This window comes from Runella sp. R5_40 (genome assembly GCF_057652295.1).
On the sequence record NZ_JBYFCH010000012.1, the window covers coordinates 79,604 to 93,617 of the forward strand.

At 39.9% G+C, this 14,014-nt stretch carries 8 protein-coding genes; 1 reads left to right on the plus strand and 7 read right to left on the minus strand.

The genetic code is table 11. The features are described from left to right. Positions 1-4: 4 nt before the first annotated feature. From AC23N5_RS19715 to AC23N5_RS19745, 7 genes are read right to left on the minus strand one after another with little or no spacing between them, the layout of a single operon-like run. A complete protein-coding gene (locus AC23N5_RS19715) occupies positions 5-1,138 on the minus strand; it encodes a hypothetical protein (RefSeq protein WP_487756918.1) in 1,134 nt (377 codons plus the stop codon). Between the two features lie 4 nt (positions 1,139-1,142). Continuing rightward, complete coding sequence (locus AC23N5_RS19720; RefSeq protein ID WP_487756919.1) at positions 1,143-2,276, minus strand: hypothetical protein; 1,134 nt, start codon at positions 2,274-2,276, stop codon at positions 1,143-1,145. 27 nt (positions 2,277-2,303) lie between these two features. After that, positions 2,304-3,278, minus strand: a complete 975-nt coding sequence (locus tag AC23N5_RS19725; RefSeq protein WP_487756920.1) for a TolB family protein — start codon at positions 3,276-3,278, stop codon at positions 2,304-2,306. A gap of 28 nt (positions 3,279-3,306) precedes the next feature. Further along, entirely contained in the window at positions 3,307-4,845 is a 1,539-nt protein-coding gene (locus AC23N5_RS19730; RefSeq protein ID WP_487756921.1) for a hypothetical protein, read from the minus strand. Between the two features lie 40 nt (positions 4,846-4,885). After that, positions 4,886-5,794: a formylglycine-generating enzyme family protein gene (locus tag AC23N5_RS19735; protein ID WP_487756922.1), complete on the minus strand. Its 909-nt coding sequence runs from the start codon at positions 5,792-5,794 to the stop codon at positions 4,886-4,888. After that, positions 5,791-9,375 carry a T9SS type A sorting domain-containing protein gene (locus AC23N5_RS19740; protein WP_487756923.1) on the minus strand — a complete coding sequence of 1,195 codons (3,585 nt, stop codon included), beginning with the start codon at positions 9,373-9,375 and terminating at the stop codon, positions 5,791-5,793. Before AC23N5_RS19740 ends, AC23N5_RS19735 begins: the two co-directional genes overlap by 4 nt. Further along, positions 9,372-12,689, minus strand: coding sequence for a T9SS type A sorting domain-containing protein (locus AC23N5_RS19745; protein ID WP_487756924.1), 3,318 nt, complete (start codon positions 12,687-12,689; stop codon positions 9,372-9,374). Before AC23N5_RS19745 ends, AC23N5_RS19740 begins: the two co-directional genes overlap by 4 nt. Before the next feature lie 968 nt (positions 12,690-13,657). Here AC23N5_RS19745 and AC23N5_RS19750 point away from each other — a divergent pair. Beyond that, a complete protein-coding gene (locus tag AC23N5_RS19750) occupies positions 13,658-14,005 on the plus strand; it encodes a hypothetical protein (protein WP_487756925.1) in 348 nt (115 codons plus the stop codon). Positions 14,006-14,014 lie beyond the last annotated feature (9 nt).

A 14,014-nucleotide genomic window follows, 5' to 3' on the forward strand; every position in this document is an offset into this window, starting at 1 on the left:
TTGGCTATCGATTCTGTTCAACCTGTATATCTCCTAACAAAATATCGTACTTTTCTAACTTTACTCCTTCCACGATTTTTTCATATGGTTGAAGTTTTACTTTTTGGCGTTTGGGGGTCATATCAGTAAATCTATCAGTCAGAAAAGTTTGTACATAGGAGGCAATCCCCCAGTAATTACCTTGTTCGTCTCTTTCAAAGTCTTGTACAAATTTTATGTCAGCGTAAGTAATAGTAACTTTTGAATATGAAAGTGCGCTCAATCTTGTCAAATAATCCTTTACTGAGCGTTTTACTTTTAGGGTGGGGTTGTTGATAGATGAAACTTCGACAGTAGCTTCTTTTGTAAACATTTTGACTGCTTTTTCAATTGCTTCATTTTTTTCTTTTGGACTTCGATTTTTGTCAACTATGTCATTTAGATACCCTCTTAAATCTTCCATTTTATCAATAGACTTAGCTTTTGCTATTTTTTGCTCTTCACTGGTTAGTTGATACCTTTCTTTAGGGGTAGGTTTAGGCGCTGGTTCAGTAGGAATTGGCTTGGTAGGTTGTGAGGTAGTTTGTGTGAGTACTGGCGATTCTATCTTTTTTTGTATCCTCAGTCTTCGGAAATCAGCAGTCATCTGAGATAGATTATCCACTATCTCAGCTATTTCTTTGTCAGGATTTAGCCAATGAGACCCGTTTTTACGGATGAGCCCTATTAAATTGTTTTTATTGATAGATGCAGGCTTACCATCAATGGTTACATAATTAATGACCTCCTCTAATTCATTACTTATCGTGCAGGCAATAATCTCCTGGGGGATTGCCTTAATCAAAACATCGTTGATTTTTATATTGTCCAGCGATTCACTGTAAAAAGAATCAATCTGTTTTTGGGCTTGGACATCTTCAGTGGAAATATCTCTGATGGTTATATAATTTCCTATTTTATTAAACGCAATTAAGATTTTATCTCGTCCACCATAATAGAGTTTCCCACCATCAATCACCGTTTTTACTTTACCATCTTCGCCTCCCTCGACAGATACAATACGCCCTTCGATACTAGATCCATTCACAGTATAGATGGTTTCTTTTTGGGCAAAACAAAAAGTAGAGACTGAAAATATTAATATAAAGAGCGTTTTCATATGTTTATTGTTTAACTTCAACTTGAATATCTCCAAGCAAAACTTCATACTTTTCCAGTATTGTTCCTTCCACAATTTTACTGTAGGGTTGGAGTTTTACCTTCTGATTTTTTTTAGTAATATCCTTCATTGATCCAGCCTCAAAAACCTGACTATACGTGGCCATACCCCAGTAGTTGCCGTTTTCATCTGGCGCAAAATCTTGTACAAAATTCACCTCTGCATATGTAATCGAAACAGAAGAATATTTGAGACGACTCAAACGTTCAAGATACTCTTTTACAGTGCGTTTATTTTTGATATTTGGATTATTGATTGATGCTACTTCCACCGTAGCGTCCTTCGTGAACATTTTAACAGCTTTCTCTATAGCTTTGTTTTTTTCATCTCTGCTTCGATTATTATCTATTATATCATTTAACAAAATCCTTAAATCTTCTATTTTATCTTTAGATTTGGCTTTTGCTATTTTTTGCTCTTCAGCGGTCAATTCTTTCCGCTCTTTTACAACAGGTTTAGGGGAGGAGGGAGGGTTTTCAATACTATTTGTTTGCTTTTGAGGAATGTTAGCGTTTTGAATGATTTCTTGCTTTTTTGAATTTCTCAGCCTTACGAAATCACTATACATCTCGGATAGGTTATCAACTACCTCTTCAAAATCCTTTAAAATAAGATGTTTACCATCCCTAAATATAATAGCTAAAAGTTCATCCTTTTTTATAGAGGCAGGTTTTCCATCTAATGTTTGATAATTGACAACCTCATCCAGTACTGCACTAATTTTACAAGGAATAACCTCTTGCGGAATCCCCTTAAATAAAACATCATTGTTAGTAGCATTACCTTTCTCACTATAAAAATTTTCAACTTGCTTTTTAGCTTGAGAAGCGTCTTCAGATATGTTCTTAATGACTAGATAATTGCCTACATTATTAAAAACCATCAATAACCTTTTTCGATCAGAAGTATAGGGTTTATTACCCTGCATGAGTGTTTTTATTTGCCCTTCTTCTCCCCCTTCAATATCTACAATTCGCCCTTCCATGCTTGTCCCACTGCTGTAGTAAAGTGTTTGTTGGGCGTGTAAGACATAACTTGACATCAAGGTGAAAAGTAACATTTGGATGATTGTACGCATTTTATTAATTGTCTTAATAGAAAGATATTACTTTTTCATTTTAAATCTCCAAATTTGATATTTGGAGGCTTTTGCTCCTCTATCAGAACTGAAGTAAACAAAGTCATCGACAGACCAATAAGGGGCAAAATCATTTGACTTGTTGATGGTGTATTGGCGCAGATTTTCACCATTGACATCTACTACATATATATCCGAGTCTATTTTATTTTTCTTAGTGAGTTGAAAAATCAAATTCTTACCATCAGGACTCCAGTTAGGGTTGGTAGCATAGCCTAAATTTACATCTGTAATTTGACGTGGTGAGTCTCCTTCAGAAGACATAATCCAGAGTGTACCAGTTTCTTTAGACTTACTTTTATCTAAATCGTACTTTACGAACGCAATATTCTTGCCATCTGGCGAAAATTTAGGGAAACTACCTTCTCCTATCATTTTCAACTCTTTTGTTTTTAAGTCTTTAAGCCATACTTGATTTTTTTTGACAGCTACACCTCTGTATTCTTTAGAGGCAGAAGCGACAGCATAGGTTTTGGGGGTAGCTCCCTTTTCAAAGACAATAAGATTGCCATCAGGCGACCATGATGGATTATATTCATCTTCGTCGGTATTAGTTACTTGTGTAATGGCCTTACCTTTACCAGCATCTATATAATAAATATCAAAGTTAGTTTTATCAAAATACTGAAATACAATCCGATTATTAGCATTGCAATAGTTAGGTGATAAATTAATATTTTTACCACTTGTTTTTTGCACAATTGCCTTAGTCAATACTTTTTCCTTCATGTAGATATTGTACCCCCCATCATCATCTTTTGATACATAAACCAAATTTTCACCTAAATCACCTCCATTGGGATAGAGGCATGGCTTTTCAGAATCACTTATTTGAGTTAGAGCATCGAAGTTTTCTCCTTCGGAGGTCATTTGAAAGGTTTTGGGGGCACAACCAGTCAGAACCCCAACCAGTAGTAACATATTCGGCAAAATGTGTTTCATTGTAAAAAAAGGTTTAAGTCAGTAAAAATTATAATAGCTTTATGTCAATATGTTTTAATATAATAGTCTCATTAGGGCTTTGACTTTTAAAGTAAAACCCTACCCCCCACGTTTTGAATTCAGTATTAAGATCAATCCTGACAGGTTTTTTGAAGTTATCCTCTCCATTTTTAACTTTATGCTTTAAAGCTTGTTCATTGATTTTGTAAGAAAGATCTCCCTCCCCTTTATAAAAAACCAGTTTGATTTCATCACCTGTTATAATTGTTTCAATAGGGTTGACCCCCAACATAAATTTTTGTGGTTGTCCTTCTTTTATAGCATTTACTTCAAATTTTTTTTTACTCGTATTGTAACTAAAAAAAGAATAATTTTTGTCGTTTTGGTATTCCCAAACTATTCCAAATTCAGCCATTTGAGGCTTTGAGGGGTCTATTTGAAAAATCGCTTCCATTTCAAATGGCTTTTTATAAAAATCATATGTAATAGGTAATTGAATAAACCCTTGTTGCTCCTTGTCTGTGCTAGCCACTCGATATGCTTGCATTCCCTTTTTAAAAGAATTTTGAAAATTACTACTATTAACAAATTTCCATTCGGTATCGGTAGATGGCTCACACAGAAAATCCTGAGAATAAGCTTCATATCGTTTTCCTGTACTACTGATAAAGACACATTTGCTTTTAGGGCAACTCCCTATAAAGTCTATTACTGAGACACCAAAAATTTCTTGCTTGCCCTCTTCTTGGTTTGTAGTAGAATTATAGCCGCCCCGAAATATCCCAATTTGTTTACCAGTATTATCAAAGATATATTCTTGAAAAGATTTTCTTTTTCCCTCTAAATTGAACTCAACCTGCGAAATAGGGGATAGTGATGTATTATATTTAGTTTCTTCAATTATTCTCCCGTTCCGGTACTTACGAATACTTTTTGCACCGTTTTCTTCGTAAAAAACACATTCACCGTCGTACTTATTATTATTTGTTTCATCTGAGTTATAGCGGCTATATTGTCCTACAAACTTGGGCTTATCACCATTCGTATAAAAATCCTGCACTTTATCTCTGGGTTGCCCAGTCCGCTCATCAAATTGTGCCTTTCGGTAGTAGTAAGATTTATCTTTTTTAGTTAATCGACCCATTTTATCAAAATACTTGGTATTTTGATTCTCTACTTCCATCACTTCCACTTTAGGCGTTTCGGTAGGTTTGAAAGAAAGTATATTTTCTGTGACTTTACTATCCGAGGAGGACTTAACTTCGGGCTTAATATTTTCTTTTACTACTGGTTTTTGTGCAGAGGTAACTTTGGTTTTGGAAGGTATCGGTTCTTTTATTTTTTCAAAGTTATTGGTTTTTGGGTTTGTTTCTTCTTTTTTTAAGTTTTTTACAGGTTCGGTGTTATCAGCAATCATATCGTTGGCTTCTACTTTTGTTATTTCCTTTTTCACCTCAAATAATGGCAATGTATTGAGGCGCTTACTATCACTGATAGCCGTCAAAACCTTGACAGTTTCTTGGCTTTTAGCGACCAAAACTACCGATAGCACGGCAACGATTATCATACTTGACGATACTTGTAGCTTCAATTGGTTCATTGCTTCATTATTTTTCTATGACTTGCATCAACACCCTAAACCCCACACGCGGATCGGGCAGGGAGTATGTTTGTAATTTATTTACGGCACAATCTGCTAAAAAACTGTCCCAACTCCCCCCTTTGATTTTACCCGAAGCGGTCATCTCTGCCACGTTTCCAATCACGTTGTAAAGTCCCCGCCTGTTAGGCGCGTATGCTTTGACAGGAGCAGTATATGGATAGCCATCGCCATCATAGTTAGCGGCGTCATCCTTTTCTATTTCGTAATAATCATGATACTTGATGTTACAAAGGGCGGGTTTACCAATAGGGTTGGTATAGGGTAGAGTACCATACCAAGGCAAAGTATGGTTGGGTAATGGGTAGGCGGCAAAAATCCACTCCCACTCAAGAGGCAACCGGAACACCACCTTATTGAATTGACGCTCAGGTTGTAGATTGTAATTTTCCGTTTGCCAAGCACAGTACGCCTGCGCAGCTTCTTGGGTAATATTGACCACGGGATATTTGCCAAAAGCAGGGTGACTGTGATAGTATTCCATCATTGGGTCTCCACTAGTGTATTTGAAAATCAAAGAATCACACCGATAAGAGGTATGTTTTTCGGTTTGGCCTGTGGCCAGCAAGTGGTTCAGAAATGACCGATATTGATTGTTGCTGACTTCGTATTTACTCACAAAAATGGTGTCTCTTGCCTTGTTCTTATCAAGTTGACTATATTTGCTTTTTTCGAGGCTTTTGAGCGGCACAAAATCACGCGTGATTTGCGCTAAACCCCACAGACCGCTCAAAATCACAGCAATAGAAAGGCAATAAGCCTGCCAACGCAGAAAGCCACTAAATCGGTTAGTAGATACCTCCTGCGTAGGCATGACAAAATCATCCTTTTTTTGGGGCTTATTGCTCAGACTCATTGTTTTACAATTTTCTTGGTAATAACCTTGCCATTTTCTTTGATTTCTACATAATAAACCCCCGCTGGCAGGTGCCCCACAGAATAGCGTTCCTGTATCCTGTCTTGGCTAAAATGCTGCAACTCCCGCCCCCAACTGTCCCAAAACCTGACTTCTACTGGGGCACTGGGCTTGGCTTGATTTTCTACTACTATAGACTCCACTGCGGGGTTGGGATATACCAGCCAATACTCATTTCCATTTATTGAGTTTTGTAATGATGTAAATACACCTACATAATAAGGCTGTGAAAATTTGAGACCGCATCCATCTCTATTAGCCCTCACAAGATAGGTAGTACTATGCTCAGCTCCAAAAACGTTTTGAGAGACTACGTTCATATTATTTTGCTTGTATGGAGTATAGTTAATAGTATCAGATAGAGACATGGGCATACCTTTCTTAAAAAACCATTGATATTGATTATCACTACTTTTAGATGACTCCAAAGTATTGTGGTCTAAGGCTGCAATGGTCACCCTTGAAGGTTTAAAACTAATCTGATTAGCTATAGATGTAGCTTTGCAACCGTCTTTAGTGAGATTTACTACATAGCTCCCGCTCGTAGAAGCAGCATAAGTATTACCCCCTTTTTTTATAACCGTACCATCCTGCATCCATTCATATTCATATTGAGCTATAAAACGAGACTCCGAAGGGACGGCAGCGAGCAAGATGGGAGTTCCTTCACATGTGGGCGGGGTATTATTCGGGGTCAATGATACTGTAAATGTACTAAGTGCTTCTATGGTGATTTTCTCTGGGGATTGTTGACTTGTACAACCATTGGCACTGACTTCTGCATAATATTGCCCAGACTGAGATGGAGTGTAGTTAACCCCAGTGTTGGGGGGGGGGGCGTTTTCTCCATTATTTCGTTTCCATGTAATTGTAGAATTGTTAGGGTTTGCCGTAGCAGTAAGCTGAATAGGAATACTATTGCTCCCTGAACACACAAGGATTGGATTGGATACCACAGGCGACTTAACACTAACACTAAGTAGTTGCTCTTTTACGGTCACACTTTTGGTGTCCGAACAACTTCCTCTACTGATCCTAACACTGTAGGTACTGGGCTGAAAAACCTTGTATTTGGCTTGGTCTGCCCCTGATAAGCCACCACTCCATTGATAAATAACCCCTGCGCTACTATCTATGACTGCACTAAGTTCGATGCCTTCGGTACGGTTGCAGAGAGTGGCAGGGTCTGGAGTGATACGAAAATTTCGCAAGCTGGGGTCTATTCTCACCGTTACACTATCAGTAGCACTACCACACATACTGGAGCCTCGTACTCTATACACCCCTGAGCGTACAGCAGTCCCCGTTAATGCTACTGGATTGGCCTGAGTACTGCTGTAGCCATTAGGACCTGTCCATTGGATATTACTAAATCCAGTAGAAGGGCTGGCACTTAGTGTCAGTGAAGCGTTTGACTCACATTGTTGTAACGATTTACTACCATTGGCAGTAGCAGCTATGGTAGGACTTGTGATAACATTAACCTTGACCTCTTCTCGAAGACTTTCACAACCATTCGTATTTTGGGTAACATAATAACTCCTTGATTGGGTAACCGCAGAAGAGGGCGGTGTAGGACTACCAGTACCACCAGAAGCAGAATCGTACCAAAGGAGGTTAGATCCATTAGCCGTAAGCATAGGTCGTTCCCCTGTACAAATAGTGATAGGCATGATAGTAGGTTTGGGCGATGGGGGGGCTAATACCAGTGTATCAACACTTGGCTCTGAAAAAAATAGTTTCCCACCTGAACTTGGGACAGCAAATGTTCCTACATATACGATGTACGCCCATTGTATCGTAGGTGTGGTAGGACGTAGAGTCACAGTAATTTCACTGGAATTGCCGCCGTTATAGCCAACACTTTGATCATTTATAGTAGATAAATTTGCAAGTCGTAAAAATACGCCCAAAAAAGACCAACTATATACTCCTGGTGTAGGGGTGGCATCAAAACTCACTTTGAGTGTATTATTGCTCCCTACGTTAATTTCATCATTACAAAACTTTTTTTTGCTTAATCTTACATTTTTGATTTCGAATTTTATCGGTAGGTTACCATCTTTATCCAATACTTGACAATACACATCAGCGTTGCAGTTCGTTCCGTTGCGTTCGTCTTTCCAAATAAAGAAAATATTGCCATTAGTTAAACTAAAACAACTCATTGAAGATTTATTTCCTAGAGCATTGGAAACCAGTTTACCATTATCACCCCATTCCCTTACGCCAAGGCTGTTATTATTGTCAAATCTTATGACTTGTCCATGAAGTTCTGTTGCATCGTTCCCGCCATTTTTTCCAATAACAGCATATTTTTCAGGCCCGTCTGAAATTTTAGAGCCAGAGTGTGTAGCAGCACCACTTGAATTAATTTGAACAATAGGTGTTTCTGCACTTCTTAATGCGGTCCCTTCAAATCTTTGAATATTTTGACGATTATTTCGGGTAAAAAAGAAGGTAGAATTGGTTGAGAAACCATGCGCCGTTTCAATGTTACTGTAATCAAAACTACTAACCACTGTCAACGGTTGGTTAGTAGTACTGGTTGAAAGATTAACTCGATATCCCAATAAATTGCCTTTTAAGTTTGGAGCATCCCCAATAGCATATACCGTCAACTCTCCCGAATCATCTAACTTAGTTTGCACGTCCGTAATGGGAAGTCCATTATCTGAAATAGAACCTAATCTAATAGTTTCACCTACTGATGAAATGGTATTATTTGAATTAATAGTAAACTTTCTAAAATTTAAAGTGGTCACTTCATTGCGATAAGCTAAGTATATTCTGTCTGCAATTGCATAGAAATTAGGTTTTGTCTGATTTCCAATCAACTCATATCGAAAATATACCAATGGACCATCCAAATTAGAAACATCTATAATAGCTAGTCGAATATCTGTACCATTGCTTGTACTTCCTCCCCCACCTCTATTATTATCATTAGGGTTATTTTTTTGTTGCCAAGAAACCAACACTTTCCCATTAGAATCTATAAATTTAGCCCTTACATGCAAGTCAATGTCATTTCCATAATTATACCCAAGGTTATATCCTTTATCTTCATTATTTTGATTCCTCACCTTAGTACTTGCATCTGAAAGAGATATAATTTGGTACTGCAAATATTGAGTATGTGTCCCTGAACTCATTATTGTACCTTTTAAAAGAATAGTAAAAGTAATATAAACATTATCTGAGTTTTCATGTCTGAGTAATTGGACGCTTGTAAAGCTATTATCTTCACAACTACTACTACCCGAATGCGAAAACAATCTTTTTTTAGCAATGGCAATTGTCCCATCCGAACGATACTTTTGAGCATACATAGTTGCCCCTCCCGCCTTGGTTTCTCCCCAAACCACCAAAGCCCCACCCGTATCATCAGGAATAGCGGCAAAGCATGTATGCCCATTGGAAGTGACGCGAGTATTCTGTCTTAAATCCGTACTCCACTGCCCATAGCAAAGCCACTCTACCCCTAAAAGAAAAAACAATATGATAGCATTGCGTTTCATTTCTTTAGTATCTTTCGTATGCTTGTTTTACGCTCTTCTTTGATTTCTACATGATAAACCCCCGCCGGCAGGTGCCCCACCGAATAGCGTTCCTGTGTCCTCTCTTGGCTAAAATGCTGCAACTCCCGCCCCCAACTGTCCCAAAACCTGACTTCTACTGGGGCACTCGGCTTGGCTTGATTTTCTACTACTATAGACTCCACTGCGGGGTTGGGATATACCAGCCATTCGTTTACAAAGGTGGGCGAAGAGGCAGTTATGACGCTCACATAATGCGCAAAAGAGTTTTTGATACCGCAGCCGTTGCGGTTGGCGCGCACATAATAACTCCCCATGTCGGCCCCCAGAAGCGTGCGGGCCGTAAAATTGGGCAATAGCTGATAGCCCAGTGAGTCGGAAAAGCTGCTAGCTCGCGTATTTTTATAGTACCATTCATACTTGGCATCGCCGCTGGTAGAGGCTTCTAAGGTGTTGATGTCCAAGACCGTAATGGTACTACGAGCGGGTTTGAGCGTAATCTTACTCACCGCCGACTCTGCCTTGCAGCCATCTTTGGTAATCTTAACCACGTAGTTAGACTCGTTGCCCAGCACCAATGTATTATTAGGGTAGTCCACTACTTTACCTGTGGTAAGAGTATTGCCTGCTGTGCCTATTCCTGCCTTGACATTCTTTCCATCTTGAACCCATTCGTAGGCGTAGATATCACGGTAGGTCGCGTGCGAGAGTACAGGCGTGAGGTTGATGGGACGATCATCACAGAGGGGAGCGGGATTGCTGGGACTAATTGAAATCGAAAAATTCGTGAGGGCTTCTATTGGAACTTTCTGTGGAGAAGTAGCATTACAAATGTTGTTAAAATTGGCAGTGGCATAGTACTGTCCTGATTGTTTGGGCAAATAAGTGCCGCCTGTGTTGGGCGTAGGAGCTTCTTCACCATTGTTGCGCATCCACTTGATGGTAGCTGTACTCAGATTGGCAGTAGCTTTTAATTCCACGGGCACGGCACTGTTACTTCCCTCACACACAATGATGGGATTGGACATAAAAGGGGCAGCTACATCTATCTTCAATTCTTCTTCTCTCGGCGAAACGGATGCTTGTCCTTGACAAGCACCTCTGCTAAACGTCACACTGTAATTACCTGCATTTGATACGATATACTTAGTAGGGTCGCTATCAGAACGACCACCACCACTCCACCTGTAGCTGATACCCGCGCTACTATCGGTTAGGGCAGTGATGGTCAAACCATTGGCCTTGTTGCAGATGATGGCAGGATTGGGAGTAATACGAGGGTTTTTGATGGCAGGATCTACTGCTATCTTGATGCGCTGTGGAGCATCTTTTTTGGGGCAGCCACTCCCCGTCAATGTCATTTCTAAACGATATGTACCCGCTACTACCGCAGGTAATGTTTGTCCTTTTTGGTTGGTAATTTCAGTATTGGCATCAGCCCCACCAAACCACTTGTAGGTAAAATTACTGACAGTATTAGGGATGTTTGTTCCACTGATGTTGGCTGTGATGGTAGAAGTCTCACCATTACAAATCCGTAGATCAGTAGCCGAATTGACAATAGTACCAGTAGCGCTTATACTCGGCACAAACACCCCAGACTCTACTTTTACAGTTGCCTCTTCCTGACAAGTACCACGGTCAAAACTCACCTTGTAGTCTCCTGCTTGGGCGGCACTAAGGGTATTGGCCATACCCGTAGACGGCCCCTGCCAGTTGAACGCAATCCCGTCGGTAGGCATATCGGCTACTGCTGTAAGCACGATGGCATTTTCGGGATCGCCACAGATGATCGCCCGTTCTTTGCCTGCTGGTAGGGTGATTTTTGCCCCCGTGATAGCTCTGTCGGTATTGATAGACACTTCAGCAGAAGTCTTGGATTTACAACCAGTTCCTTTGGAGGTAATTTCTACGGTATATTTGAATGACCCCACTTCATTGGTCAGTAGTAGCGTAGGCGTATTACTGCCCATAGCCATGCCATTGCGCTTCCAAGCATAATCAAACTTGGCGGCATCGTTGGAATTGGCACGTAAGGTGATAGGGGTCTTGGAGCAAAATGCAGGTGGTGCTGTAGCAATGTTTGTATCGTATGTATTTGGCTCAACTGTTATTTTTTTCTGCTTAGTACATGCCCCACGTACCATATTGAGAATATATTCCCCTGCTTGGGTTATGGTCAAGGTTTTTTGGGTGGCATTGCTTACGCCTGGCCCTTGCCAGTTGTAGCTAACATCGGTCTGTACCGCCGTAAGGACGATACTAGGCTCATCGGGGGCACCACACAAAATAGGACGTTCTTTCATGGCGGGGAAAGCAATGGCTTCATCGCTGATAGGCGTACTCGCCACCAGAGCAACGACGTCGGAAGTTTTGGGGCTACAGCCTGTATTTTTGGTCGTAATACTTACTGTAAATGTTCCACCCACGTTAGTTTGATAGGTGGGGGAATTACTCCCTACATTCATACCATCTTTTTTCCATACATAGTCAAATCGGTTGGCATCGTTGGAGTTGGCACGCAAGGTGATGGGAGCATCGGCGCAGAAAGTTGTAGCACTTAAAGGAGCAATGTTACGGTCATAGCTGTTTTCTTGTACATCTATGACTTTACTCCTAAAACACGCTCCTCGCTGCATATCTACTACGTAGCGCCCGCCTTGACTGACAGAGATACTGCGACTGTTGCCAAGACCGCCCCCGCCTTCTCGCCGCCAATTATACGATACTCCCTCGGGGTTGGCAGTGAGTTGCATAGAGGTTTCATCGGGAGCACCGCAGATAAGACGATTAGCCTTAGATGGACTGATCTCTTGATCAGGAATAGGAGTATCAAAAATAAGCCTAATGGAATTGGAAGACGTTTTAGGGCAATTTACACCCTGAGGTGTAACCACTACTTTATATTCTCCTGCCTGACGCCCCTGTATAGTCTGGCCATTGCCTACATTTTGCCCGTCTCGGGTCCAGCTATAATTGAATGAACCACTGGGACTGGCAGTAAGGTCTATCGCTTCCCCATCGCATTTGGTGGTGGTAGAGGGCGGGTTAATGCTGGGATTAAAGGTAAAGACTTGGACATTTATGCTCTTGGTTACGCTTGGGCAGACATCAACTGTACCATTAGAGCCGGCTATCCTTCTCTGAACAACGGCTCGATACTCTCTACTGACAGGACTTTGAATAGTAGCTCCTCCATCTGGCCAACTGACCGTTGAATTGGCCGGATTATTAATACTTAAAGTAAGAGGTTCAACATTGCATAAAGGTAGAGGTTTATTGGCCGTTACATTCATGTTAGCGGGCAAAGGTGCTCCAACCCGAATGCTTATGGAAGAATTACCTCTTGCATTTCGTGATTCAATCGTTAAACTTTGATTGTCTAAATCTGGTACACCATAATTAACATAAGGAGTTGAATCAAAGTTAAAATTATTATCTGATGTAACGGTTGCTATTTGGGTACCTCCTGCCCAAATAGTAGCATTTGAAGGACTATCACCATAAACACCAATTTGTATTGTCTCTGTATTACAAACTGCATTATCATTGGTGCCGAATATTCTAATAAAGGGGGTTGTACTTCCTCGAAAAGTTAAAGAAACAGGACGAGATCCTGAAGAACCGGGAGCATAACCTGTTGTACTTACAGTTAAAGTACAATTAATCGTTTCATTACCAGTAAAACTTATATTGCTTAGTGTAGCTTTCCATCTCGTTGTCTTTGATTCTATATTTGAACCACACCAATGGTAAAAGCCTGATGTTGGAAAATTAGCTGTACCTCCAGAAATAGATGCATATTCCTCATATGTATCAGAATAATTACCGCCTGTAACAGTAAAAACAACATTAAATTTTATATATGCTTCACTGCGCGAGTTAAATCTAATTGATATATTGGAGATAGTCGAAGTATTATTAGTGCATCCTGAAGGATTAAAACCAAAAGAAAATTCTCCGGGATTTCCACTATAATAGCCAGCTCGTACATTATAATTGCCCAATAAAATTGATAAGGAAAGAATAATTTTAAAAGAAATAAGTCTCGGCGTAAATGTTTTCATTATAACCACATGTTTCAAAGCGAGTAAATAGTACTGCCATTTAACATCGCAACATTAGCAAAAAACTAAACATGAAAAAATACGTCAAATGACGTATTTTTTATATTACTTGTTTTTTCGTATTTGCATACGTTTTTGGTGAGTAGCGCATATTGTAAAATTATCAGAAATTATTTTTTGTACCTTTTACTACAAAAATGAAAGTTAAAACCTTGACTATTAACCTATTGTCAACATTTTGGCTACTCGGTTGTACCAAGTATGAGAAGATTGATTTTCAAGTAGAGCGGTGTAAACAACCTCCTTCCAACCAAGTTATAGCCACCAAAGGGGCTAATCTACGGTGGGAGTTTTCACTTTCAAATAGTAGCAATGACATCAATACCGAGCCAGTGAGTGTGGCGTGGGTCATAGATGAGCGCACTTTTGTGGCACAGCGGGTCTCGTATCAATTTGATAAAAGGGGTAGTTTTAAGATCCGAGCAGTACTTACTAACCGATGCTTTATGCAGACAGAACGCGAAACATCCATCATCGTAGATTAAAAACAGTGG

Excerpts from the sequence above, each read along its gene's own strand:
- AC23N5_RS19715 (WP_487756918.1), bottom strand. The coding sequence starts at position 1,138 with ATGAAAACGCTCTTTATATTAATATTTTCAGTCTCTACTTTTTGTTTT.
- AC23N5_RS19720 (WP_487756919.1), bottom strand. The coding sequence starts at position 2,276 with ATGCGTACAATCATCCAAATGTTACTTTTCACCTTGATGTCAAGTTAT.
- AC23N5_RS19725 (WP_487756920.1), bottom strand. The coding sequence starts at position 3,278 with ATGAAACACATTTTGCCGAATATGTTACTACTGGTTGGGGTTCTGACT.
- AC23N5_RS19730 (WP_487756921.1), bottom strand. The coding sequence starts at position 4,845 with ATGATAATCGTTGCCGTGCTATCGGTAGTTTTGGTCGCTAAAAGCCAA.
- AC23N5_RS19735 (WP_487756922.1), bottom strand. The coding sequence starts at position 5,794 with ATGAGTCTGAGCAATAAGCCCCAAAAAAAGGATGATTTTGTCATGCCT.
- AC23N5_RS19740 (WP_487756923.1), bottom strand. The coding sequence starts at position 9,375 with ATGAAACGCAATGCTATCATATTGTTTTTTCTTTTAGGGGTAGAGTGG.
- AC23N5_RS19745 (WP_487756924.1), bottom strand. The coding sequence starts at position 12,689 with ATGAATGTAACGGCCAATAAACCTCTACCTTTATGCAATGTTGAACCT.
- AC23N5_RS19750 (WP_487756925.1), top strand. The coding sequence starts at position 13,658 with ATGAAAGTTAAAACCTTGACTATTAACCTATTGTCAACATTTTGGCTA.